Annotated in this window: 22 protein-coding genes and 1 pseudogene; 5 read left to right on the top strand and 18 right to left on the bottom strand. The window is 61.3% G+C overall.

What is annotated here, in order from left to right; translation table 11 throughout:
• Window positions 1-39: 39 nt before the first annotated feature.
• The 13 genes and pseudogenes from DBR00_RS01225 to DBR00_RS01160 all read right to left on the bottom strand — a co-directional run bounded on the left by DBR00_RS01225 (window position 40) and on the right by DBR00_RS01160 (window position 13,158).
• Window positions 40-249, bottom strand: a complete 210-nt coding sequence (locus DBR00_RS01225; RefSeq protein ID WP_090251540.1) for a cold-shock protein — start codon at window positions 247-249, stop codon at window positions 40-42.
• Window positions 250-487: 238 nt separating this feature from the next.
• A complete protein-coding gene (locus DBR00_RS01220; RefSeq protein ID WP_108487110.1) occupies window positions 488-676 on the bottom strand; it encodes a 4-oxalocrotonate tautomerase in 189 nt (62 codons plus the stop codon).
• A 430-nt stretch (window positions 677-1,106) separates the two neighbouring features.
• Window positions 1,107-2,942 carry a Gldg family protein gene (locus DBR00_RS01215; RefSeq protein ID WP_108487109.1) on the bottom strand — a complete coding sequence of 612 codons (1,836 nt, stop codon included), beginning with the start codon at window positions 2,940-2,942 and terminating at the stop codon, window positions 1,107-1,109.
• Window positions 2,943-2,950: 8 nt separating this feature from the next.
• On the bottom strand, window positions 2,951-3,685 hold the full coding sequence (locus DBR00_RS01210; protein ID WP_108487108.1) for an ABC transporter permease subunit: 735 nt from the start codon (window positions 3,683-3,685) through the stop codon (window positions 2,951-2,953).
• A complete protein-coding gene (locus tag DBR00_RS01205) occupies window positions 3,682-4,605 on the bottom strand; it encodes an ABC transporter ATP-binding protein (protein WP_108487107.1) in 924 nt (307 codons plus the stop codon). The genes DBR00_RS01210 and DBR00_RS01205 overlap by 4 nt, the downstream gene beginning before the upstream one ends.
• A gap of 194 nt (window positions 4,606-4,799) precedes the next feature.
• Complete coding sequence (locus tag DBR00_RS01200; protein WP_108487106.1) at window positions 4,800-5,969, bottom strand: iron-containing alcohol dehydrogenase; 1,170 nt, start codon at window positions 5,967-5,969, stop codon at window positions 4,800-4,802.
• A gap of 8 nt (window positions 5,970-5,977) precedes the next feature.
• On the bottom strand, window positions 5,978-7,366 hold the full coding sequence (locus DBR00_RS01195) for an aldehyde dehydrogenase family protein (protein ID WP_108487105.1): 1,389 nt from the start codon (window positions 7,364-7,366) through the stop codon (window positions 5,978-5,980).
• Window positions 7,367-7,552: 186 nt separating this feature from the next.
• The gene (locus DBR00_RS01190; RefSeq protein ID WP_108487104.1) at window positions 7,553-8,926 is read right to left on the bottom strand and encodes a glutamine synthetase family protein; all 1,374 of its coding nucleotides are present in this window, start codon (window positions 8,924-8,926) and stop codon (window positions 7,553-7,555) included.
• A gap of 231 nt (window positions 8,927-9,157) precedes the next feature.
• A pseudogene (locus DBR00_RS21330) lies at window positions 9,158-9,265 on the bottom strand (C4-dicarboxylate ABC transporter); the annotation flags it as partial.
• A gap of 303 nt (window positions 9,266-9,568) precedes the next feature.
• Entirely contained in the window at window positions 9,569-10,516 is a 948-nt protein-coding gene (locus tag DBR00_RS01175; RefSeq protein ID WP_108487102.1) for an alpha/beta fold hydrolase, read from the bottom strand.
• 323 nt (window positions 10,517-10,839) lie between these two features.
• Window positions 10,840-11,949 (bottom strand): NADH:flavin oxidoreductase, encoded by a 1,110-nt coding sequence (locus DBR00_RS01170; RefSeq protein WP_108487101.1) that lies wholly within the window; start codon window positions 11,947-11,949, stop codon window positions 10,840-10,842.
• 52 nt (window positions 11,950-12,001) lie between these two features.
• Window positions 12,002-12,595, bottom strand: coding sequence for a TetR/AcrR family transcriptional regulator (locus tag DBR00_RS01165; protein ID WP_108487100.1), 594 nt, complete (start codon window positions 12,593-12,595; stop codon window positions 12,002-12,004).
• Window positions 12,596-12,870: 275 nt separating this feature from the next.
• A complete protein-coding gene (locus DBR00_RS01160) occupies window positions 12,871-13,158 on the bottom strand; it encodes a PA4642 family protein (protein ID WP_108487099.1) in 288 nt (95 codons plus the stop codon).
• A gap of 183 nt (window positions 13,159-13,341) precedes the next feature.
• Here DBR00_RS01160 and dauA point away from each other — a divergent pair, with 183 nt between their 5' ends.
• On the top strand, window positions 13,342-15,072 hold the full coding sequence (gene dauA / locus DBR00_RS01155; RefSeq protein WP_177479867.1) for a C4-dicarboxylic acid transporter DauA: 1,731 nt from the start codon (window positions 13,342-13,344) through the stop codon (window positions 15,070-15,072).
• Between the two features lie 5 nt (window positions 15,073-15,077).
• Here dauA and DBR00_RS01150 read toward each other — a convergent pair whose 3' ends face one another.
• Both DBR00_RS01150 and DBR00_RS01145 read right to left on the bottom strand, forming a co-directional pair.
• Entirely contained in the window at window positions 15,078-15,551 is a 474-nt protein-coding gene (locus DBR00_RS01150) for a WbuC family cupin fold metalloprotein (RefSeq protein WP_108487098.1), read from the bottom strand.
• A 5-nt stretch (window positions 15,552-15,556) separates the two neighbouring features.
• Window positions 15,557-16,114 carry a hypoxanthine-guanine phosphoribosyltransferase gene (locus DBR00_RS01145; protein ID WP_090375611.1) on the bottom strand — a complete coding sequence of 186 codons (558 nt, stop codon included), beginning with the start codon at window positions 16,112-16,114 and terminating at the stop codon, window positions 15,557-15,559.
• A 247-nt stretch (window positions 16,115-16,361) separates the two neighbouring features.
• On the opposite strand from DBR00_RS01145, the gene upp reads away from it, so the two are divergent.
• Together upp and DBR00_RS01135 are read left to right on the top strand one after the other, a co-directional pair.
• Entirely contained in the window at window positions 16,362-17,000 is a 639-nt protein-coding gene (gene upp / locus DBR00_RS01140; protein WP_108487097.1) for a uracil phosphoribosyltransferase, read from the top strand.
• Between the two features lie 3 nt (window positions 17,001-17,003).
• Window positions 17,004-18,272: a uracil-xanthine permease family protein gene (locus tag DBR00_RS01135; RefSeq protein WP_108487096.1), complete on the top strand. Its 1,269-nt coding sequence runs from the start codon at window positions 17,004-17,006 to the stop codon at window positions 18,270-18,272.
• A 64-nt stretch (window positions 18,273-18,336) separates the two neighbouring features.
• Here the strand turns inward: DBR00_RS01135 and DBR00_RS01130 are convergent, their stop codons facing one another.
• From DBR00_RS01130 to DBR00_RS01120, 3 genes are all read right to left on the bottom strand, one after another.
• Complete coding sequence (locus DBR00_RS01130; RefSeq protein WP_108487095.1) at window positions 18,337-19,713, bottom strand: MFS transporter; 1,377 nt, start codon at window positions 19,711-19,713, stop codon at window positions 18,337-18,339.
• 156 nt (window positions 19,714-19,869) lie between these two features.
• Window positions 19,870-20,892: a ferrochelatase gene (gene hemH / locus DBR00_RS01125; protein ID WP_108487094.1), complete on the bottom strand. Its 1,023-nt coding sequence runs from the start codon at window positions 20,890-20,892 to the stop codon at window positions 19,870-19,872.
• Window positions 20,893-20,900: 8 nt separating this feature from the next.
• A complete protein-coding gene (locus DBR00_RS01120; RefSeq protein WP_108487093.1) occupies window positions 20,901-21,806 on the bottom strand; it encodes a TIGR01777 family oxidoreductase in 906 nt (301 codons plus the stop codon).
• Window positions 21,807-21,996: 190 nt separating this feature from the next.
• Here DBR00_RS01120 and DBR00_RS01115 point away from each other — a divergent pair, with 190 nt between their 5' ends.
• Window positions 21,997-22,989: an NAD(P)/FAD-dependent oxidoreductase gene (locus tag DBR00_RS01115; RefSeq protein ID WP_108487092.1), complete on the top strand. Its 993-nt coding sequence runs from the start codon at window positions 21,997-21,999 to the stop codon at window positions 22,987-22,989.
• Window positions 22,986-23,231, top strand: coding sequence for a TIGR02450 family Trp-rich protein (locus DBR00_RS01110; protein ID WP_108487091.1), 246 nt, complete (start codon window positions 22,986-22,988; stop codon window positions 23,229-23,231). The genes DBR00_RS01115 and DBR00_RS01110 overlap by 4 nt, the downstream gene beginning before the upstream one ends.
• Window positions 23,232-23,303: the final 72 nt, after the last annotated feature.

Below are 23,303 nucleotides of genomic sequence, written 5' to 3'. Positions count from 1 at the left end.
AAGCCCATCGGCGATGGGCTTTCTACTGAGGGAATGGGCTTAAACGGCGGACACGTCGTCAGCCTGCAAGCCCTTCTGCCCCTGGGTCACGGCGAACTCGACCTTCTGCCCTTCGAGCAGGGTGCGATGGCCTTCGCCACGGATCGCACGGAAATGCACAAACACGTCCGCGCCGCTCTCGCGCTGAATAAAGCCATAACCCTTGGAATCATTGAACCACTTGACGGTGCCTGTCTCGCGCTCAGCCATTACCTGTATCTCCAGCATGCAGTTTTTATTGTTTGGCGCGGCCTGCAGGCAAGTGCCCGGCCATCACCGAAAGCCGAGTATAAAACAGCGTTTATGACTGAAAAGCACTTTTTGCAGGAAGGCTACAGGCCATACAGGACAAGCTATGCAGCGATATTCATAAGGTGGAAAGGCGGGCGCGGGATGGGTTAGCCGCACAGCGGCGTAACCCATCACCATGTGCCGAGGTGAAAGCCGACTAGTCGCGCTCAGACCACATCACACCACCAGTGGCCCAGTCGCCTTTTTTGACCTCTTCAAAGATCACATCCACCGCGCTGGCATCGCAGCCAAGCACGTTGGTCGACGCGTCGGTCAGGGCTTTGGCGTACTCGCGTTTGATCTCATCGCTGCGGCCTTCGAATATTTTGACCAGGAGAGTCGGCATCTAATTAATCCTCAAGACAGGTGAAACAGGACTGGTTAGATCGGTCACGGCGATCCGCTTGGCGCATAGGCGCGCGGGGCATTATGGCGTGAGTTGCGGTTTTTGGCTGCACTGCGCTTAGACCCTGAATTACCGCCTTGGCCGCGATGCTTTATGGCCTTGATCGCGGGCAAGCCCGCGCCTACAGAGACAGAGTGGCAATAGCGTGGGAGGCGCTTTAGCGGCGGGCTTTTAATCGCTTTTATCGCGACTGCGACTGCATGGATGCAGGAGGTAGGCCGCACCCGCTCCCGGCGGGTCTGCGGCATTCACCACATCCCTGTGGATCGCGAAGCAGGATGCCAGAGCCGACAGCCCCTCCCACACGGTCCATAAAGAAGCACAAAAACAAAGGGCCGCATCAAGCGGCCCTTTGCAGGCACTAACGGAATCAGCCGTGCTTGCGCCGACGCCACAGCCACAGTGCCAGCACGCCGAGGGTCAGCACCAGCGGCACCAGGGCGATATTGAGGAACTTGAGCGTGCTGCCCAGGGCCTCGATATCGGCATTCAGCTGGTAACGCACATCGCGCAACTCCTTGCGGATCGCCAGTTTCTGCTGCACAAACTGCTGCACCGCGGCTTGCTGCTCGGGCGTCAGTTCCAGGGTTTTGCTCGGGTCCTCGCTCTGCTGCAGGGCGGCGAGTTTTTGCTCGGTATCGGCCAGTTGCGTTTGCAGGGCCTGTTCCTTCTCGCGGAACTTGACCTCGGCCTCACGCTGAATGGCGTCCACCACCTCGAACGGCCGGGTGAAGCGACCGCGCGAACGCACGCTGATCAGGGCTTCGGAACCGGCCAGGTTGTCCAGGGCGTTGATCGCAAAGCCGGCGTTGTCTGCCCACGGCTGCGGGATGCGCTGGCCGAAGAAGTCCTGCACCTGCACCCACATGCGGTCGGTGAGCATGTCGGTGTCGGCCACAACGATCACGTTGATGTTATCGGCCTGTTTGAGGCCATCCTTCTGCCCCTCGATACCATCAGGGAAGGCCGTTTGTGCCGGACCACTGATGCGCGCCGCCAGGGTGTAGCGCTCGCCGGTGGGTTTGAGTTCGCGGATCAGCTCTTCCGGGTTGGCCAGCATGCCGAAGCGTTTGACATCAAACGGCATGGCGTACTGCGAACTGCGCACCAGTGGGATGAACTGGGTTTTCGCGCCGTCCAGCGGTTCCAGCATGCCGGCGGTGGCCACCGTGATGGTTTCCAGCGAGGCGGTGCTGATGTCGTCCTTGTCCAGGGCGTTTTTCGGCAGGCTCAGCCAGGCAGCGTGACGCACCGGACGCTGACCTTCACCCATGCTCACCGACATGGCGTAGGAACCGTCGCCGAGCACCTGGTCCGGCACCATGCGCAAGCCCCAAGCCTTGAACAGTGCGGGCAGGTCGGACGCTTTGTCGACCACCATCTCGCCGGGCATTTCGGCCTGGTTATCGGCCTCGCTGAACGGGTCGACGAAGGTCAGCAACTTGCCGCCGCGCAGGACGAACTGGTCAATCGCATACAGGGTCTGCTCGGGCAGCTGCTTGGGGTGGATCAGCAGCAGCACCGAGACCTTTTCCGGGATCAGGTCGACATCGCGCTTGAGGCTTTCGATCTGGAACAGCTGACGAATTTCCTCGATCAGCATCCAGGCCGGTGTCGGCTGACGCGCGGCCATGTCGAAACCACCATTGACCTGCAAGCCAGACAATACGCCGACCACCGGCCGCTCGGGCTTGGCCAGGCTCTGCACCAGACGGCTGAGTTCGTATTCGAGGAACTCTTCCTGATCCAGGGCGAAGAACGGGATCACCTGGGTCTGGCCTTCGGCATTTTTGCCGGCCAGGCCGAAGTAGATCGAGTCGCCGCCCTGCTGCAGTGGAATACCCTGCAGGCCGAACTCAGCGGCCTTGTCTTCGTCCTCGGAAAACGGCGCCGGATCAATGATCGTCAGCTTGAGCTTGTCACCGGCCTCGCGCTGGTAGGCCTTGAGCATTTCCTCGACGCGCTTGGCATAGGTGCGCAGCGCCGGCAGGTCCTTGGTCGCGGTGTCGGAGTAGAAGAAGTTCAGCTCCACCGGCTCGTCCAGTTCTGCGAGAATCTGCTCGGTGCCGCTGGAGAGGGTGTAGAGCTTCTGCTCGGTCAGATCCAGACGTACGCCACTGAGGCTGACGCTGGAGAACAGGTTGAAGGCAAGAAACGCCAGGGCAATGAGTGCAAGCCCGGCGCTGGAAACCATCAGCTTTTTCATGGGCGGCCTCAGTCAGCTTTCTTCAGATCGATAACCACCGCCGTTGCCGCCAACCAGGCGGCAATCAGGGTGAGGAAATACAGCAGGTCGCGCAAGTCGATCACGCCCTTGCTGATCGCATCGAAACGGGTCAGGAAGCTCAGGGAAGCCACCGCATCCACCAACCATTGCGGTGCCCAGCCACTGAAACCGTCGAGCACCATGGGGAAGCCGCTGACGATAAACAGGAAGCACACGCTGACGGCCAGGATAAAGGCGATCACCTGATTCTTGGCCAGTGCCGACATGCACGAACCAATGGCCAGATAAGCCCCGGCCAGTAGCCAGCTGCCGATGTAGCCGGTGATGATCGCGCCGTTGTCCGGCTCACCGAGGTAATTGACGGTGATGATCATCGGGAAGGTCAGCAGCAGCGCCAGGCCGGCAAACACCCAGGCGGCGAGGAACTTGCCGGTCACCGCGTCAAAGCGGGTGATCGGCAGGGTCATCAGCAGCTCGATGGTGCCGCTCTTGCGCTCCTCGGCCCACAGGCGCATGGCAATCGCCGGCACCAGGAACAGATACAGCCAGGGGTGGAAATTGAAGAACGGCGCCAGGTTGGCCTGACCGCTCTCAAAGAAACCGCCCAGGTAAAAGGTGAACACCCCGGACAGTACCAGGAAGATCAGGATAAACACGTAGGCCAGCGGCGTGGCGAAGTAGCTCGCCAACTCGCGCTTGAAGACCACCGATAACTGACTCATACCACCTCCCCACGGGTCAGGCTGCGGAACACTTCATCCAGCCGCCCGCGTTCAACATTCAATTCACGCACCTTCCAGCCGCGCTCGACGATCAGCGCATTGACCTGCGGGAAAATCACCTCGCCCGGTTTGGCCAGCACGCTCAAGCTGTGTTCCGGGGTGTTTTCTTCCACCCCGGCCACGCCCGGCAGTGCCGCCAGCGCGGTTTGATCCAACGCCTCATCGGCCACCAGGGTGACGGCCTGGTGATAACGCGAGCGGCTTTCCAGCTCCAGCGGCGCGCCATCGGCCAGCAGCTTGCCGTGAGCGATGACCACCGCACGGGTGCACACGGCCGAGACTTCTTCGAGGATGTGGGTGGAAATGATCACGATCTTGTCGTGGGCCAGGCTCTGGATCAGCTTGCGCACCTGGTGCTTCTGGTTGGGGTCGAGGCCGTCGGTGGGCTCGTCGAGAATCAGCACCTTGGGGTCATGCAGAATCGCCTGGGCCAGACCGACGCGGCGCTTGAAGCCTTTCGACAGGGTTTCGATGCTCTGTTCCAGCACGCCTTCCAGCTCGACCTGAGCGACCGCCTTGGCCACCCGTTCACGCTTCTCGATGCCCTTGAAACCGCGCACCTCGGCGATAAATTCGAGGAAGCTGCGCACCGTCATATCGCCGTAGCACGGCGCGCCTTCGGGCAAATAACCGATCTGCCGCTGGGCGTTGAGGGTGTCTTTCTGGATATCGAAACCGAGAATGCTGGCTGAGCCTGATGTCGGCGCCAGAAAGCCGGTAAGCATCTTCATGGTGGTGGATTTGCCGGCCCCGTTAGGGCCGAGAAAGCCCAGCACTTCACCGGGCTTAACACTGAAGGACAGGTCGTCAACAGCCGTGTGCTGCGCAAAACGCTTGGTTAGGTTTTTTATTTCGATCATGGCCTCTCACCATTGCGGTAACAGGCCCTGCTTGCAGCCGGGCAGGCGCAAGCCGGGCGCGCTTAAATGCCGGCGGACTATAAGGAGTCACGCGCGGCCAGCGCAAGCCAAGAACCGGAGAGTCATGTATCAGTTCGCTACAGCGCCACCCGACGCTGGCTGCTTAGCAACCGGCGCCGGGCTAGATGGCAGATCTAGAGAGAGCCGCGCAGGGCTTTTTCGAAAAGCTGACTGTATTGCGCAGCGGTAAAAGCAATCGGGTTGGTGCCGGCAGAAGGATCGACCTCAGCCATCTGCCCGACCTGCTCGATGCGCGTGTCATCAATACCAATTTCGCCCAGGCTATGCGGGATACCGACCTGCTCACGCAACGCCATCACCCACTCCAGCACGCCATTGAAACCGGGCTTGGCCAGATCCAGGTAGCGCGCTATTTTCTCCATCTGCGGCTCAATGCGCTCACGGTTGGCGACCAGCACATAGGGCATCAGCACCGCATTGAGCAGGCCGTGGTGGGCGTCGTACAGCGCGCCCAGCGGGTGGGCCAGGGCATGCATGGCGCCCAGGCCGCGCTGGAATGCCGTGGCGCCCATGCTGGAGGCCACCAGCATCTGCAGACGCGCGTCCACATCACCTCCGTGCGCCACGGCGCGTGGCAGGTAGTGCTGCACCAGACGCATGCCTTCCAGGGCGATGCCCTCGGCCATAGGATGGAACAGCGGTGAGCAGAACGCCTCCAGGTTATGCGACAGCGCGTCCATACCGGTGGCAGCGGTGATCTTGGTTGGCAGGCCGAGGGTCAGTTCCGGGTCGAGGATCACCAGCGCCGGCAGCATGCGTGCGTGAAAGATGATGCGTTTTATATGCGCGGCATCGTCAGTGATCACCGAGGCGCGCCCCACTTCCGAGCCAGTGCCGGCGGTAGTCGGCACCGCCACCACCGGGGCCATGCCGGCAACATTGACGCGGTTGCAGTTGTCGCCGATGTCCTCGAAGTCCCACAGCGGCCGGTCCTGGCCAACCATCAGGGCAATCGCCTTGCCGGCATCCAGCGCCGAACCGCCGCCAAAGGCGATCACCCCGTCATGCTTGCCGGCCTTGAATGCGGCCACCCCATCCATCACGTTCTGCCCGGTGGGGTTGCCCCTGATGCCATGAAACAACCCGACCTTGAGGCCATCATCACTGCAGTGCAACAGCGCCCGTTCGATCATCGGCAAAGCGGCCAGGCCGGGGTCAGTAACCAGCAGTGGCGCGCTCATGCCCAGTTGCTGACAGGCAGCCGGCAACTCGCGGGCACGACCAACACCGACGCGCACCGAGGTCGGGTAGTTCCAGTTCATACGGAAGTGATTCAGGTCCATGGCGCGCCTCACAGCTTGGTTTTCAGATGAAAGGATTTCGGCCGGGTGACCTGCTCGAAGCCGACGCTGGACAGGGTGCAACCGCGCCCGGATTTTTTCACCCCGGTCCAGGCCAGCGCCGGGTCGAGGTAGTCACAGCGATTGAGAAACACCGTGCCCGCCTCCACCCGTTCGGCCAGGGCCATGGCGGCGTCGACATCACGGCTGAAGATGGCGGCCGTCAGGCCGAACTCGCTGTCGTTCATCAGCGCCAGGGCTTCATCATCATCCTTGACCTTCTGAATACCCACCACCGGGCCGAAGGATTCTTCGGTCATCACGCGCATGCCATGGTGCACATTGGTCAGCACTTGCGGCGCGAGGTACTGCGAGCCGGGATGGTCCAGGGCAAAATCGGCCGGTACCAGATGAGCAGTGGCCCCCTGCTCGATGGCATCGTGGATCTGCCCACGCACGAAGTCCGCCGCCTCGGCACGCACCAGTGGACCTAACGTGGTGTCCGGATCGTCGGAGCGACCCAGCTTGTACTGCTTGACCAGCGCCACCGCCTGCTCGACAAAGGCGTCATACAGCGATTCGTGCACGTAGATGCGCTCGATACCGCAGCAGGATTGCCCGGAGTTGAAGAACGCGCCATCAATGCTGGTTTCCACCGCGTGAGTCAGGTCGGCGTCGGCGCGCACATAGGCTGGGTCCTTGCCACCCAACTCCAGACCGATGCTGAGAAAGCGCCCCACCGCCACCCGTTCGACCATGGTGCCGCCGGGCACCGAGCCGGTGAAGGCCACGTGATTGATACTCGGTGCCTGAATCAATGCCTCGGTTTCGCCGTGGCTCAGGTGCAGGTACTGAAACACCCCATCTGGCAGACCGGCCTCACTGAAGGCTTCGACCATACGTTCGGCGCATAGCGGAGTTTGCGCCGAGTGTTTCAGTAGCACCGCATTGCCGGCCAGCAGTGCCGGCATCACCGCGTTTACCGCTGTCAGGTAGGGGTAGTTCCAGGGCGCGATCACCAGCGCCACGCCCAGCGGCTCGCGGCGGATAAAACGAATAAACCCGGGTTTTTCCGGTACCTGGATATCCGCCAGGGCCTTCTCGGCAATATCGGCCATATAACTGGCGCGTTCGACAAAGCCGCGTACCTCGCCGGCGGCATAGCGGATCGGCCGCCCCATCATCCAGCACAGTTCTTCAGCCAGCTGAGTTTCCTTGGCGGCGAAGGCGGCAATCGCCTTGCGCCCGATGGCGATGCGCTCGGCCAGTGGCGTGTTTCTCCAGGCCTGCTGCGCCAGTTCGGCCTTGGCCAGGGCCGCCTGAATTTCCGGATTGGAGGCCAGATGGCGCTCGACATACACCGAGCCGTCGATGGGAGAAATGCATTGCAGTTTGCTCATTGCTTGCACCTTAGAATCCTGTCGCGAACAACAGGAGGTCTGCTGTGACTCTACAAGCCTGGATCTCGTATTGGCGGATGACGCTTTATCCATCCACCAATACGCGGGTAAAGGAAAACAGCCCCCTCCACCCAACCCAGCGCCTCTAGCCCCTGTGTCTATTGGTGCCTGCCGCGAGGCAGCGCATCAGATAATTTCGAAGTAGCGATCCAGTTCCCAGTCGCTGACATGCCGGCGGTATTCGCGCTCTTCCCATTCACGGCTGGCGGCAAAGTGCTCGACAAACTCATCACCAAACAGCTCCCGCGCCGCCGTCGAGGCTTTCAGCCGTTGCGCGGCATCCCACAGGGTGCGTGGCAGGGCCAGCGCCTCGGGGTGCTTCATGGCGTAGGCGTTGCCCACCACCGGCGCGGTCGGCTCCCATTGCTGCATCACCCCGTACAGACCAGAGCCAAGCGCCACCGAGAGGGCCAGAAACGGATTGCCGTCGGCTGCACCCAGACGGTATTCCTGACGTTGGGATTTGTCGCTGCCGGGAATGACCCGCAGCGCAGCGGTGCGGTTTTCCACGCCCCAGGTGGCATCCGTGGGTGCCCAGAAACCGGGGATCAGCCGGCGGTAGCTGTTCAGCGTCGGCGCCACCATGCAGAGAAGTTCCGGCATCAGGCGCTGCTGACCGGCCAGAAAGTGGCGCTGAATCGTGCTCATGTTGTGCGCCTGGCTTGGGTCATAGAATGCCGATTTACCACTGGCCAGATCGCGCAGGGAGACATGGATATGCCCACTCTGCCCTGGATACTTGCCCGACCACTTGGCCATAAAGGTGGCCATCAGACCGTTGCGCTGGGCCAGTACCTTCATAAAGGTCTTGAACAGTGCACCCTTGTCAGCCGCAGCTTCGGCGCGGTCATAGGCAATCGCCGCCTCCAGCACGCCGGGACCGGTCTCGGTGTGCAGGCCTTCAATGGGGAAATCCATGCGCTCGGCCATTTCGAGAATCTCGTGGTACAGCTCGGCATGCACCGAGTTGCGAATCATCGAGTAGCCAAACCAGTCCGGGGTAAAGGGTTTGAGGTTGCGAAAGCCCTTCTCGCGGGCCGACTCCGGGGTTTCATCGAACATGAAGAATTCATATTCCAACGCCGCAAACGCATCAAAACCCATGGCCTTGCAGCGCTCGGCCACCCGGCGCAGCGTGCCGCGCGGGCAGACTTTTTCCGCCGCTTCGGCAAACTCGCAGATAAACAGCAACATGCCGTTCTCGAAGGGCAACTCACGGCAGGTGTGCGGCAACACCCGCACCGGGGCATCCGGGTAACCCGTGTGCCAGCCGGTGTACTGGGCGTTGTCGTAGAGCTGGTCCTTCACGTCCCAGCCGAGTACCACATCGCAGAAGGCAAAGCCGCTGTCGAGGGCAGAAAAGAACTTGCTGCGGCAGAGGTATTTGCCGCGCATCACGCCATCGTTATCGAACACCCCAACCTTGATATGGCTAAGGCCGCGCTCTTCGACAATACGCTTGGCATCCTGAACGGTTTTCACGTCTCGCGGATTGAGCATAAATGCACCTGTGTCTTGTTGTTATGACTGTCGTTATGGCCGACATCCAGGGCAACAACTGAGTTTCAAGCGCATCCCCACAACCACCGCACAACGCGCCCAGACTGCCACCCAACGTCTGTTAGAACACCCGGTAAAAAGCCTGTTGAGTGTGGTACAGGATTGGACAGTTGGCTGACTGATCCGTGAAAATCGATGCCAATGCATCCGCAACCATGCGCCTGAACTTCACCACCAGTGCTGGCGGTAGTAGTTGGAGCTGTCCATGCACAGCTTGAACAGGGTTTTCAGGTGCTCGGGCACCTCGGCCCATTTGTCCGAGTTGGCAAAGTAGGAACCGCACTAAAAGGAGGTCTTGCTGATTGAGGAGTACAGCAGCACGCCGAGAATGGCGAAGATCAGGGACATGGCGAAGCGCCCGATAACGCGGTTGAGCGCCTACACTGCGTGCACAAACAGCCTGATGGCCTTGGGCATACCGCACCTGCCGAATAATTGTTATTCCGAGAGCCTAGAGCAAGATGGCGTACAGCCAATCAGCGCAAAGAGCGTAAGCACAAAGCACGTCAGCTCTTTTATGCGGGCAATCTCTCTCGAAGTATCAGCAGCTTAGTGTGCGGTCCACAACTGCGGAAACCCCGCCTAGCCATCTAGAAACCCCATCAGCACCGCCACGGTGCGCGCAGGGTCCTCTTCTTGGGGCACATGGCCCAGGTCGTCGAACAGCACCAGGCGACTGCCCTGGATATCGCGGTTGAAGCGCTCGGCGTTGTCCGGCGGAATCAATTCATCGCGGCCGCCCCAGATAATCAACGTCGGCACCTTGAGCTCAGCAATACGCGTATAGCTCTGCCCCGCTTCGGCCTGAATAAAGCGCTGACGCAAGGCTTCACGGTTGCCGGCGCGCAAGGTCAGCTCGTAGTAACGGTCGATCAGTGCATCGCTGACCTTGCTCGGGTCGCCATAAACGTTGCGAATGCTTGATTCGATCATCGGCCGGGGCAGCAGGTTGGCCATCACCGGCGCCAGCGCGGGAATCTGCGCCAGACGAAAACCGATGGGGATAGAGGTGGCATTGCGCGGGTAACCGGCCGCATCCACCAGCACCAGCCGCTCAACGCGCTGCGGATGGTCAAGGGCAAACTGCCAGGCCAGTTGCCCGCCAAAACTGTTGCCCGCTACCACCGCACGCGGCACCTGCAACTGATCCAGCACATGGCCGAGAAAGGCGCTGTAGTGGGCCATGCGGTAATCGCCATCAGGGAATGGCCCGGTCAGGCCGAAGCCTGGCAGATCAAGGCTGATCACCCGACGCTTAGTCTGCAATGCCGCCACCCAGCCTTCCCAGGTGTGCAGGCTGGCCGAGGTGCCGTGCAGCAGCACAATCGGCGCGGGGTCATCCCGCGGGCCTTGGTCGCGCAGGTGCACCAGCATGCCGTCAACCGCCACAAACTGCGACGGTGGCAAAGCCCAGCGCGGCTTGAGGTCCGCCACGGGGCGATCAGGCGCCCAGTTCCAGGCAACCGCAGCGGCCAGGCTGATCAGCACCAACAAGACAACGGATACAGCAATCGGTGCAACACGCTTCATGGTCGATACCTGATGACGGGGCACTGGCAATACTAGTCAACGAGGCGCAGCTTGCCTGCAGAGCGCCGGATATCAATCGACACAAGCGGCCGATACCGGACGAAAAAGCTATGTAGCCATTGCGTGTTGTGAGGCGATAAACCGTAGGTTGGTGTTGAGCGCAGCGAAGCCCAACAGGCCGCTGCATGTCTCGTTGGGCTTCGTCGCGTTGCTCCTCAACCCAACCTACCCGTGCACCCGATATGCAGACGAAAAAAAGCCCCGATGTGCCGGGGCTTGAGGAGTGTTGCACCGTTTTGCGGTGCACACGATAAAACCAATAGTTACACCAGGCTGGTCAGCGCATCGCGGCTAAACGGCAGAATGTCCTGCTCGCGGCCATCACGCACTTTCACCGCCCAATCCGGGTCAACCAGCAGGGCACGGCCTACAGCCACCAGGTCGAACTCCTGCTTGTTCAGGCGCTCCAGCAGGTTTTCCAGGCTGGCCGGCTGGGCCACCTTGTCGGTGTTGACCATGAACTGCAGGAACTCACCATCCAGGCCGACGCTGCCAACGGTGATGGTTGGTTTGCCGGTGAGCTTGCGCGTCCAGCCGGCCAGGTTGAGGTCCGAGCCTTCGAACTCCGGCTCCCAGAAGCGGCGCGTCGAGCAGTGGAAGATGTCCACGCCAGCATCGGCCAGCGGCTTGAGGAAGGCCCCCAGCGCTTCCGGCGTTTGCACCAGACGCGCGGTGTAATCCTGCTGTTTCCACTGCGAGAAGCGGAAGATGATCGGGAAGTCCGGACCGACGGCAGCGCGCACGGCCTGGATCAGTTCAATGGCAAAACGCGAGCGCTGCGCCAGGTCACCGCCGTAGGCGTCGGTGCGCTTGTTGCTGCCTTCCCAGAAGAACTGATCAACCAGGTAGCCGTGGGCACCGTGGATTTCCACGCCGTCCATGCCAATGGCTTGGGCATCCTTGGCGGCCTGGGCGAAAGCGGCGATCACCTCGTTGATGTCGTCCTGGGTCATGCCGTGCACAACCACGTTACCCTCTTTGATCTTCTCACTCGGGCCGTAGCCTGGGACGCTGGCGTCCGGCTCGGTACCGAGCTTGCGCACATTGCCCACGTGCCACAGTTGCGGAACGATCTTGCCGCCTTCGGCATGCACGGCATCTACCACTTTCTTCCAGCCGGCCAGGGCGTCTTCACCATAAAAACGCGGCACGTTCGGGTAACCGTTGGCAGCCTTGTGGCCGACGGTGGTGCCCTCAGTGACGATCAGGCCAACACCGGCAGCGGCGCGGCGGCGGTAATACTCGATAACCTTGCTGTTCGGCACGCCACCTGGGGAGAAGGAACGGGTCATGGGCGCCATGACCACACGGGTCGGCAGCGCCAGATTGCCCAGGGTAAAGGGTTGGAACAGCGCTTTAACGGGATCGGTCATCATCATTCCTCGGGGCGGCCAGAGCGCCGCAACTGGTTAAAGGGGCTTGTGATCAAGGCTGCAACAGCAGCTGCAGGCGTTGGATAAAGTCAGTCAGGGCACGGGTGTTGTTCGCCACCTTGAGCCGGGTCAATGCGCCTTGCCAGGCATTGGCGATAAAACTCGCCAGGTTGCGGCAATCTTCGTCGGCGGGAAGTTCGCCAACGGCTTGCGCCTGATCGAGGCAGGCCTGGAGGATGTCCGCCGAAGCTTGCAGAATCGCATCGACCTGCGCGCCCAGCGTCGGCGACAACTCCGCCATCTCAAAACTCAGGCTGCCGATAAAGCAGTGGTATTCCAGACGTTCCTGACGGGCGAAGTGCTCCACCAGTTCGGCGTAATAACCCAGGATGCGCTCGCGTGGGCTTAATGCAGGATTGGCCAGCGCTTCGGCATAACGCGCCAGGCGCGGCTGATAGACCTGCTGCAAGGCTTGCAGGGCAAAGTCTTCCTTGCTGGCGAAGTAGTGGTAGAAGGAGCCTTTCGGCACCCCCGCAGCCTGGACGATTTCCTGCACGCCGGCACCGTGATAACCCCGACGGGTCATCACCTCGGCGCCTTTAGCGAGGATCAGGTCACGCTTGTCGAGTCGGATGCTGGCGTTCATGCCGGCAAGAATATGACCGGTCGTCTCGCCTCGCCCAGCACTATTGATTTGCGTGATTATCAGTAAGAAGCAGCGCGGGTTTCAGAAACAACAAAGCCGCGAACAGGTCGCGGCTTTGTGGGAGAGGAAGATGCAGAACCTGCTCAACGTCTCGCGAGCTAGAGCCATGCAAGGCAAAAGCAGGTGAGGAAGCGGAGTTTACTGGCTGTAAATGAGCATTCCGAACCTGCTTTTAACGCAGCAGGGCCGACGCGCAGCAGACGTTGGGCAGGTTCTTAGCCGCGGGCGGCTTTGATCACTTCGATATAGGGCTCGGCAAAACGTTGATCCTGGATCAGTGCGATAAAGTCGTTACCCTGGGCATCCTTGGCGTTCAGATCGTAGCCGGCGGCAACGAAGAAGCCGACAAAACGCTCGAAATCGTCGATACGCAGACCACGGTAGGCCTTGACCAGCTTGTGCAGCGACGGCGGCGTGGCATCGGCCGGCTCTACGCTGAGGAACAGTTTGATCGGCTCGTCACCAATCGCTTCGCCAATCACCTGTTTCTTGTCTTTACGCATCGTTCACTCCAGCTAACCAGGCCACACGGGGCCGGCAGTGTACCTCCGGGGCGGGCAAGGGCTCAACGGATGCCGGACAACCACAGGGTTTAACACGCGTTGAGGCTGGCGCACAGCCGACTTAGGTCAACACCGCCCGTCGCGCATGGCCCCTATACTGCGCCCAGCCACCTGGGAGTCATTATGTCGCTGCCCTTACCGCCACTGTTCTCCGCCTGGCGCCAGACGCTGCGCGCCGGCTATGGCTGGAAAAACCTGCGCAGCGACCTGAGCGCCGGTTTAACGGTGGGGATCATCGCCATTCCGCTGGCCATGGCCCTGGCAATTGCCGTCGGTGTGGCGCCGCAGCACGGCCTGTACACGGTGCTGGTAGCCGGCACGCTGATCGCCCTGTTTGGCGGCTCGCGCTTTAACGTATCCGGGCCGACCGCCGCCTTTGTGGTGATTTTGCTGCCGGTCACCCAGCAATTCGGCCTGGGTGGCCTGCTGCTCTGCACCCTGATGGCGGGCGTTATTCTGATTGCCCTCGGGCTGATGCGCGCCGGGCGGCTGATCGAGTTTATTCCCTACCCAGTAACGCTGGGTTTTACCGCCGGTATCGGCATCGTCATCGCCACCCTGCAGATCAAGGACCTGTTAGGCCTGCAGCTCAGCAGCCAGCCGAACAACTACATCGAACAGCTCAACGGCCTGCTGCACGCCCTGCCCAGCTTGCAGCTGGGTGACAGCCTGGTGGCGCTCGTGTGCCTGGCGACGCTGCTGATCTGGCCGCGCTGGGTGCCAAAAATACCCGGGCATCTGGTGGCACTGACCATCGGCGCACTGCTCGGGCTGTTGCTGGAAAGCCTGCAGATTCCCGTGGCGACCCTTGGCGAGCGCTTCAGCTATAGCCTGAATGGCGTTGAGCACCCGGGTATTCCACCGTTTCTGCCGAGCTTTATTTGGCCCTGGCAGCTACCTGGCGCCGATGGCCAACCGCTGGTGGTGAGCTTCGAGCTGTTCCGCCAGCTGCTCGCGCCGGCGTTTGCCATCGCCATGCTCGGAGCGATTGAGTCGCTGCTGTGCGCGGTGGTCGCCGATGGCATGACCGGCAGCAAACACGAGCCCAATGGTGAGTTGATCGGCCAGGGCATCGGTAATCTGGTGGCGCCACTGTTCGGCGGTATCACCGCCACTGCTGCGATTGCCCGCAGTGCCGCCAACGTACGCGCCGGGGCTTACTCGCCACTGGCGGCGATTACCCATGCCGGCGTGGTGCTGATTGCCATCCTGTTTCTCGCCCCCTTATTCAGCTACCTGCCGATGGCGGCGCTGGCGGCCTTGCTGCTGGTGGTGGCGTGGAATATGAGCGAGCCGCGGCATGTGCGACACACCCTGCGCATCGCCCCACGCAGTGATGTGCTGGTGCTGCTGACCTGCCTGATTCTTACCGTGCTGTTCGACATGGTACTGGCCGTGGGCGTCGGCCTGCTGCTGGCCGCCGGGCTGTTTATCAAGCGCATGAGCGACCTGACCGATACCGAAGCGCTGCCCAAGCACTTTCACCAGGCGCTTAATGATCTGCCCGAACACGTGCTGGCTTATGCCATTCGCGGGCCGCTGTTCTTCGGCGCAGCAGAAAAGGCCCTAAGCGTGCTCAGGCGCTTTACCCCAGGAGTGAAGGTGGTGATCGTCGATATCAGCGCCGTACCGTTACTGGACATGACCGCGATTGCCGCGCTGGACAATGTACTGCGCGACTACCGCGAACAGCATGTCGCCCTGGTGCTCAGCGGCCCAACGCCACAGGTGCGCCTGCAATTGCGCCGCGCCGGCATCGTGCGTATTGAAGGTGAGTTGGCTTATGTACGCGACCTGGCGCAGGCCAGGGAGAAAGCGTTGCGGTGGCTAGCGCCAAAGCCCGATGGGGAATAAACGGACTACGTGAATTGTGCGCGCATCCAGGCCCGGTAGTCGGCAACGCCAGGTTCGCCTTCACGCGGTGCCCAACCGGCCTGCTCGCCCTCCCCCACTGGTTTGTAGGGCCCGGCTTTGCATTCGAAGAGAATGCTGTTGGCTTCCAGCACCACCAGAGCATGAAACACCCCAGGCGGCAGGTCGACGCCGACACACTCGCCACCGGCCTGCAGCACACGCTTATCCAACACCTCACCGGCGTCATCGAAGATCAGCACGCCCAGGCGACCCTTGAGCACCAGCAGCGCTTCGGCCTTGTCCGCCGAAAGATGGCGGTGCGGCGGGATATAGGTGTCAGGCTGCAGCCCCACCGCCATGCGGTGGCAGGGTTCTTCCATCTGGTGGAAGTTATGGTGCTGGCGTTGCCGTGGGCTGGCCGCCGCTTGCTCGACCAATGCGCCAAACAGGGTCTGATCGAGAAAGCGTGGCTCAGTCATACGTCTTACAACCCTTTAACCGCGTAAATACCCGGCGCATTACGCCAGTAGCCCTTGTAGTCCATGCCGTAGCCAAACACATAGCGATCAACGCAAGACATACCGACGTAATCGGCCTTGAGGTCGGGGCGCGCTTTGCGGTCGTGGGTTTTGTCTACCAGCACGGCGATGCGCACGTTCTTGGCACCCGCATGCCGGCAAAAATCAATGATGGCACCAAGGGTGTGCCCTTCATCGAGTATGTCGTCGATGATCAGCACATCGCGGTCGATAAAGGAGATTTCCGGCTTGGCCTTCCAGAACAACTCGCCACCGCTGGTTTCATTGCGGTAGCGGGTGGCGTGCAGGTAGGACAGTTCCAACGGAAAATTGAGCTTGGGCAGCAGCTTACCGGAGAAGATCAGTCCACCGTTCATCACGCAGAACACCACAGGGTTGCTGTCAGCCATCTCACTGTTGATAGCGGCCGCCATGGTGTCGATGGCCACCTCAACCTCGGCATTGCTGTGCAGGCAATCGGCTTCGGCCATGACTTGGCGGATATGCGCGAGATCGACGGACATGCTGTTTCCTCTTGGGAGCGGGACGGTCAGACCAGAAAGCTGATCGAAGCGTCAAAATAAAAGCCGGCAAAGGTACGCATCTGCGCCAGACAGAGCAAGCCCTGACAGACCAACTGCGTCAATTGCCCGCAAGCAGCAGCACGATAGCTACTTTTTAGCGACTTTAGACCATCAAGGCTCAGCACTTGGCACAGCCAATGCTTTAATCTATCGCGAATTTTTGCCGTCCTGCCGGAGAGCCCTGTCCATGCCCATTCTCGAGATCCGCCATCCGCTGATCCGCCACAAACTCGGCCTGATGCGCCGCGCCGATATCAGCACGAAAAATTTCCGTGAGTTGGCCCAGGAAGTGGGTGCGCTGCTGACCTATGAAGCAACCAAGGATCTGCCCCTGGAAAACTATGAGATCGAGGGCTGGTGCGGCACCGTGCAGGTGGAAAAAATCTCCGGCAAAAAAATCACTGTAGTGCCGATCCTGCGCGCGGGCATCGGCATGCTCGAAGGCGTGCTCAGCCTGATCCCGGGCGCCAAGGTCAGCGCGGTCGGTGTGGCGCGCAACGAGGAAACTCTGCAGGCGCACACTTACCTGGAAAAACTGGTACCCGAAATCGACGAGCGCCTGGCGATGATCATCGACCCGATGCTCGCCACTGGCGGCTCAATGGTCGCCACCATCGACCTGCTGAAAAAAGCCGGTTGCAAGGAAATCCGCGCCATGGTGCTGGTGGCTGCACCAGAAGGCATCAAGGTGGTCAACGATGCACATCCGGACGTGACCATTTACACAGCCTCCATCGATCAGCGCTTGAACGAACACGGCTACATCATTCCCGGCCTCGGTGATGCCGGCGACAAGATCTTCGGCACCAAACAAAAGGACGCCTGAGCCATGCTGGATGAATACAACGATCCACTCTGGCGCCAGGTGCTATCAGGAGCGCAGATGCTGTTCGTCGCGTTCGGTGCCCTGGTGTTGATGCCACTGATCACCGGCATGGACCCTAACGTCGCACTATTTACCGCCGGCATCGGCACCTTGCTGTTCCAACTGGCCACAGGGCGTCAGGTGCCGGTATTCCTCGCCTCCAGCTTCGCCTTTATCGCGCCGATAATCGCCGCCAAGGGCGAATTCGGCCTGCCGGCGGTACTCGGCGGGGTGGTCGCAGCCGGCTTCGTCTATATGTTTCTCGGCCTGGCGGTGAGGCTCAAGGGGCCGGGTTTTATCGACCGTATCCTGCCGCCGGTGGTGATCGGCCCGGTGATCATCGCCATCGGTCTGGCCTTGTCGCCGGTCGCGGTAAACATGGCCATGGGCAAGACGGGGGATGCCAGCGTGCAGTTGGTGCCCTACCAGACCGCAATGCTTATCTCCATGCCGGCACTGGTCACCACCTTGCTGGTGGCCGTACTCGGCAGCGGCCTGCTGCGCCTGGTGCCGATCATCGCCGGCATCGTGGTCGGCTGCGGGCTGGCGGCCTTCTTCGGGGTGATCGACACCGCTGGTATCGCCGCCGCACCCTGGCTGGCGATGCCCAACTTCGTCGCCCCCGAGTTCCACCTGGGCGCCATTCTCTACATGCTGCCAGTGGCCCTGGCGCCAGCCATCGAGCATATCGGCGGGGTGATCGCCGTCGGCACCGTCACCGGTAAGGACTTCGTGCGCAAGCCCGGCCTGCATCGCACCTTGCTTGGTGACGGCCTGGCCACCTCGGCCGCCGGCCTGTTTGGTGGCCCCCCCAATACCACCTACGCCGAAGTCACCGGCGCGGTGATGCTGACCAAGGCCTACAACCCAAAAATCATGACCTGGGCGGCAGTCTTCGCCATCGGTCTGGCCTTTATCGGCAAGTTCGGCGCCGCACTGCAGAGCATTCCTGTACCGGTGATGGGCGGTATTCTCTGCCTGCTGTTTGGCTCCATCGCGGTGGTCGGTTTGAATACCCTGATCCGTCACCAAGTCGATCTGTCAGAAGCCCGTAACCTGATCATCGTCTCGGTGACCCTGGTGTTCGGCATCGGCGGCATGGTCATAGGCGGCAACGAGTTCGCCCTGTCCGGCATCTCGCTGTGCGCCATCAGCGCCCTGGCGCTCAACCTTCTGCTGCCCAGCGGCCAGGGCTGGAAGAACAGGGCGCTCGACGACGAGCCGACGCCCTAAGCAGTGCACTGACGCTGGATAAAAAAGCCCCGCAATCGCGGGGCTTTTTTATCCAGACACAGTCTCAGGTCGAAGGCTTCAGCTCACCAACGACGGGCACCTCGATCTTGGCAGCCCCACCGCCGCTCCACTGCTGCAACCGCACCACGCTCTCGCGGTAAGGCTTGAGGCTCATGCTCAGCAGCACAATCGAGCTGAACACGGCGATGCTGGTGACGATCAGCAGCGAGTAACGCAGCGCCATGTCATCGGCAAACACATAGTCGGTCACCAGCGCCACCGCCGTCGGGCCGATGCCCAAGCCAATCAGGGTGATCACAAACAGGTAGATCGCTGAAGCCTGACCGCGCATCGAGTTGGGCATGATTTCCTGAATAGCGGCCGGTGCGACACCAAACGGCATGCTCAGGAAAAACACCGCCGGCGCAGTGAGAATCGCCGCCCACAGTGCCGTTTCCATCAAGGGGAAGGCCAACACACAAGGCACCGCACCGATGGCGGCATACAGGCCGACACGCATATTGGCGTCGCTGCTGCCGCGCTTGGCCATCCAGTCCGCCAGACGGCCACCGAAGACAATGCCCAGGCATCCGAACACCGCCACGATGCTGCCGTAAACGATCCCTACCTGACTGGCATCCCAACCGTAAGTGCGAATAAAGAAGGTCGGAATCCAGGCCGCACTGCCGTAACCAGCAAACGCCAGGCCGGCAAAACCGAAGTTGTGGCACAGCACGGTACGCCGGTTGGCACGGATATACCGGCCGACATCCGCCAGCGGCACCGCCACCCCGGCCCCCACGCCGCGCCTTACCGGCTCCTTGATCGCCAGCATCAGCAGGGTGAACAACACCCCGGCCGCACCGAGAATCAGGAAGATCAGCTGCCAGGGCCGTACTTCACCGAACACCGGCAGCACCACATCACCCTGCGCCGAAGCAAACTGAATCACCAGGCCGCCAAGCAGAAACGCCAGTCCGGACCCCAGGTAAACCCCCATGGAATACACGCTGATCGCCGTGGCACGCCGCTCGGCCGGAAAGCTGTCGGCAATCAGCGAGTAGGCCGCCGGCGACAGTGCCGCCTCACCGACGCCTACGCCGATGCGGCAGAGCAGAAATTGCCAATACAACTTGGCCATGCCGCAGGCGGCAGTCGCCGCGCTCCAGAACAGCACGCCGATGGCAATCAGCCCTCGACGGCTCTTGGTATCAGCCAAACGGCCCAGGGGAATGCCGCAGACGGTGTAGAACAGCGCAAAGGACAGCCCCATCAGCAAGCTCATCTGCGTGTCACTGATCATCAGGTCACGACGGATCGGACCGACCAGCAAATTGAGAATCTGCCGATCGATAAACGACAGCACGTACGCCACCATCAAGATGGCGACAGTTACCCAGGCTCGGGTAGCAGAGGGATAGCCGGTATTGTTGTTGGGCACTGGCAGTCTCCTCGGCACCGTTGGTGCGGTGCACGACGGTTGAAAGAGCTGCCAGCTTAGGCCGAGGACGAAGCAAATGAGTACCGCGCGAAGCCGTTATCAGCCAGACGAATGCGCAACACCGCTTTGCACGAATGACTGTTACAAGACGTGCCGTTACAGCATCAGCGGTGCGCGCTCACTCAGCGTTTTCAGGGCGGCCACCCAGCTTGGATGATCATTTAGACACGGCACCAGTTGCAGGCTCTCGCCACCGGCCTCAACAAACTGCTCGCGGCCACGGTCGCCGATTTCCTCCAAGGTCTCGATGCAGTCGGCGACAAAGGCCGGGCACATCACCAGCAACTTCTTCACGCCCTGCTTGGCCAGTTCATCGAGACGCGCCTCGGTGTAGGGCTCGATCCACTTGGCGCGGCCCAGACGCGACTGGAACGACACCGACCACTGCTCGGGCTTGAGGCCCATGCGCTCGGCGAACAACTCGGCACTGCGCAGGCACTGCGCCCGGTAACAGCTGGCGAGCACTTCGGGCGAAGCGGTACGGCAGCAATCAGCACCTTTCAGGCAATGACCGCTGGCATCGAGCTTGTGCAGGTGGCGTTCAGGCAGGCCATGGAAACTCAGCAGCAGGTGGTCGAAATCCTGCTCCAGGTAGGGCTTGGCACTGTCGACCAGTGCATTCAGGTATTCCGGCTGATCGTAAAACGGCGGCAGGATGGAAAAACGGATCGGCAGTTGTTGCTCACGCACCACCCGCCTGGCCTCTTCGATCACCGTGGTGGTGGTGCTGTCGGCAAACTGCGGGTACAGCGGCGCCAGGGTGACCTGCTTGATACCCTGTTCGGCCAGGCGCGTCAGCACGGTTTGCAGGGACGGCTCGCCATAGCGCATGGCCAGCTCCACCGGACCGTGGGTCCAGGACGCCTTCATCGCTTGGTGCAGACGCTTGCTCAGCACCACCAACGGCGAGCCGTCTTCCCACCAGATCGAGGCGTAGGCATGCGCCGAAGCCGCGGGACGCTTGATCAGAATCAGCGAAACCAGCAGGCGCCGCAGCGGCCAGGGCAAGTCGATGACGTAGGGGTCCATCAGGAACTGGTTGAGGTAACGGCGCACATCAGCCACGTCAGTGGAGGCCGGCGAGCCCAGGTTTACCAACAGCAAGGCGTGATCGGTCATGCAAATTCCTAGTCCGGTTGACCCAGCAAATCTGCCAGGGCTACATCCAAATGAGTAAAACGAAAACTGAAACCCGCCGCCTGCAAGCGTGTCGGCATCGCGCGCTGACCACCAAGCAGCAGCACCGACAGTTCCCCCAACAGCGTGCGCAAGGCAAACGCCGGAGCCGGCATAAAGGCCGGCCGATGCAACGCACGGCCCAAGGCCTGGCTAAAGGCGTGATTACGCTCAGGCGTCGGCGCACAGGCATTATAAGGACCGCGAGCCGAGTCCTGCTGCAGGAGAAAATCAATCAGGGCGATTTGATCGCTGAGATGAATCCACGGCATCCACTGCCGGCCATTGCCCAGCGGGCCGCCTAAACCGAGCTTGAACGGCAGCAACAGACGCTTGAGCAGCCCGCCATCACGGGCCAGCACCAGTCCGGTGCGCAGTAGCACCACACGGATGCCCAGCTCCTCAGCGCGCAAGGCGGTCTCTTCCCAGGCGCCACACAACTGCGCGGCGAAATCCTCACTCACCGGCGGCGAATCTTCATGCAGCTCGCGCTCGCCACCGTCGCCGTACCAGCCTACCGCCGAGCCAGACAGCAACACCTGGGGCTTGTGCGCGCGGCTTTCCAGCCAGGCCAGCAGTTCTTCGGTCAGGCCGATCCGGCTAGCCCACAACAGCGCCTTGCGCTTGCGCGTCCAGGGACGATCGGCAATCGGCGCACCAGCCAGATTGACCACGGCATCCAATGGTTCTTCAGCCAACTCATCAAGCTGAGCAATACCACGCACCGCTTGGCCACACAGGGCACCGACCTGCTCGGGCCTGCGGCTCCAGACCGTCAGCTGGTGGCCCTGTTGCAACCAGTACCGACAGAGTGCGCGCCCGATCAAGCCGGTTCCACCGGTCAGAAGAATGTGCATGCGCTTGCCCTCATGTATGCACCGGATAAATCGCCGCCGACTGATTTGTGCCTGTGTGGCTTCAATCCGGCTGCAGGTTGTCTTAACTATAGAAAGGCAGGATCAACTCCGACATAGCTTATACACAAAAACAATATTGTATAGCTTTTGTCTAAAGCGTAGCCTAACGCTTGAAAACACGAGGTAGACCATGACCGCTCTACACCCCATCGCCATCATCGGCACCGGCATCGCCGGGCTGTCTGCCGCCCAGGCACTGCATGCCGCCGGACACCCCGTCCAACTGTTCGATAAGAGTCGCGGCAGTGGCGGCCGCATGGCCAGCAAACGCAGTGATGCCGGCGCGCTGGACCTTGGCGCGCAGTATTTCACCGCCCGTGACCGCCGCTTTGTCGAGGTGGTGCAGCAATGGCAGACGCGAGGCTGGGTCGCTGAATGGACCCCCAGCCTCTACAACTTCAGCAACGGCCAGCTCAGCGCCTCGCCGGATGAGCAAGTGCGCTGGGTCGGCAGCCCGCGCATGAGTGCGATCACCCGCGCCCTGCTCGGCGCACTACCCGTGGCCTTCTCCTGCCGCATCACCGAAGTGTTTCGCGGCGAGCAGCACTGGCACCTACAGGACGCTGAAGGCAACAGCCACGGCCCCTTCAGTCATGTCATTGTCGCCACCCCGGCGCCGCAAGCCACCGCACTGCTGTCCAGCGTACCGAAACTCGCCGGCGCCGCCGCCAGCGTGATGATGGACCCAACCTGGGCCGTCGCCCTGGCCTTCAACAGTCCGCTGGAAACCCGCGTCGAAGGTTGCTTCGTGCAAGACAGTCCGCTCGACTGGCTGGCCCGTAACCGCAACAAACCCGGTCGTGACACCCAACTCGACACCTGGGTGTTGCATGCCACCAGCCAGTGGACCAAGCAGCACTTGGATCTGCCCAAGGAAGCCGTCATCGAACAGTTGCTCGGTGTCTTTGCCGAACTGATCGGCTGTGCCGTACCCGCCCCGGCCTTCAGCCTGGCGCACCGCTGGCTCTACGCCCGCCCCGCCAGCGCCCACCAGTGGGGCGTATTGGCCGATGCCGACCTGGGCATCTATGCCTGCGGCGACTGGTGCCTGTCCGGTCGGGTTGAAGGCGCCTGGCTCAGCGGCCAGGAAGCAGCCCGCCGCCTGCTTGAGCACCTGCAATGACCGCGTATGCGCACAAAACACCAGCCAAGCATCGGCTTAACCCGCGCAAGCTGTTGCTGTCGAAATGGACCGCAACGCAGCCGCAGAATCGCGAAAAGCACTTTCTCGTCACCGAGCTGTTCTGTGACGAAGACGGCACGGTGTTGCAGATCGAACTGCAGGCCGTGCTCAATCAGCGCTGCCAGCGTCTGGACTGGCGTGCACTGGAAAACCCCGAACATTGGCGCATGGGCTGGACGTAACACCCTTACACACAAAGTCATACAGTAGTTGTACAAAAACATTGACTTGTACAATTACAAACCTATGATGAA

The organism is Pseudomonas sp. HMWF032 (assembly GCF_003060885.1).
Lineage (GTDB): Bacteria > Pseudomonadota > Gammaproteobacteria > Pseudomonadales > Pseudomonadaceae > Aquipseudomonas.
Note: the sequence above shows the minus strand (reverse complement) of the source record. Positions and strands in the feature narration are given on the sequence as shown.

Coding starts and splice junctions, on each gene's coding strand:
- DBR00_RS01225 (WP_090251540.1), bottom strand. CDS start 249: ATGGCTGAGCGCGAGACAGGCACCGTCAAGTGGTTCAATGATTCCAAG.
- DBR00_RS01220 (WP_108487110.1), bottom strand. CDS start 676: ATGCCGACTCTCCTGGTCAAAATATTCGAAGGCCGCAGCGATGAGATC.
- DBR00_RS01215 (WP_108487109.1), bottom strand. CDS start 2,942: ATGAAAAAGCTGATGGTTTCCAGCGCCGGGCTTGCACTCATTGCCCTG.
- DBR00_RS01210 (WP_108487108.1), bottom strand. CDS start 3,685: ATGAGTCAGTTATCGGTGGTCTTCAAGCGCGAGTTGGCGAGCTACTTC.
- DBR00_RS01205 (WP_108487107.1), bottom strand. CDS start 4,605: ATGATCGAAATAAAAAACCTAACCAAGCGTTTTGCGCAGCACACGGCT.
- DBR00_RS01200 (WP_108487106.1), bottom strand. CDS start 5,969: ATGGACCTGAATCACTTCCGTATGAACTGGAACTACCCGACCTCGGTG.
- DBR00_RS01195 (WP_108487105.1), bottom strand. CDS start 7,366: ATGAGCAAACTGCAATGCATTTCTCCCATCGACGGCTCGGTGTATGTC.
- DBR00_RS01190 (WP_108487104.1), bottom strand. CDS start 8,926: ATGCTCAATCCGCGAGACGTGAAAACCGTTCAGGATGCCAAGCGTATT.
- DBR00_RS01175 (WP_108487102.1), bottom strand. CDS start 10,516: ATGAAGCGTGTTGCACCGATTGCTGTATCCGTTGTCTTGTTGGTGCTG.
- DBR00_RS01170 (WP_108487101.1), bottom strand. CDS start 11,949: ATGACCGATCCCGTTAAAGCGCTGTTCCAACCCTTTACCCTGGGCAAT.
- DBR00_RS01165 (WP_108487100.1), bottom strand. CDS start 12,595: ATGAACGCCAGCATCCGACTCGACAAGCGTGACCTGATCCTCGCTAAA.
- DBR00_RS01160 (WP_108487099.1), bottom strand. CDS start 13,158: ATGCGTAAAGACAAGAAACAGGTGATTGGCGAAGCGATTGGTGACGAG.
- dauA (WP_177479867.1), top strand. CDS start 13,342: ATGTCGCTGCCCTTACCGCCACTGTTCTCCGCCTGGCGCCAGACGCTG.
- DBR00_RS01150 (WP_108487098.1), bottom strand. CDS start 15,551: ATGACTGAGCCACGCTTTCTCGATCAGACCCTGTTTGGCGCATTGGTC.
- DBR00_RS01145 (WP_090375611.1), bottom strand. CDS start 16,114: ATGTCCGTCGATCTCGCGCATATCCGCCAAGTCATGGCCGAAGCCGAT.
- upp (WP_108487097.1), top strand. CDS start 16,362: ATGCCCATTCTCGAGATCCGCCATCCGCTGATCCGCCACAAACTCGGC.
- DBR00_RS01135 (WP_108487096.1), top strand. CDS start 17,004: ATGCTGGATGAATACAACGATCCACTCTGGCGCCAGGTGCTATCAGGA.
- hemH (WP_108487094.1), bottom strand. CDS start 20,892: ATGACCGATCACGCCTTGCTGTTGGTAAACCTGGGCTCGCCGGCCTCC.
- DBR00_RS01120 (WP_108487093.1), bottom strand. CDS start 21,806: ATGCACATTCTTCTGACCGGTGGAACCGGCTTGATCGGGCGCGCACTC.
- DBR00_RS01115 (WP_108487092.1), top strand. CDS start 21,997: ATGACCGCTCTACACCCCATCGCCATCATCGGCACCGGCATCGCCGGG.
- DBR00_RS01110 (WP_108487091.1), top strand. CDS start 22,986: ATGACCGCGTATGCGCACAAAACACCAGCCAAGCATCGGCTTAACCCG.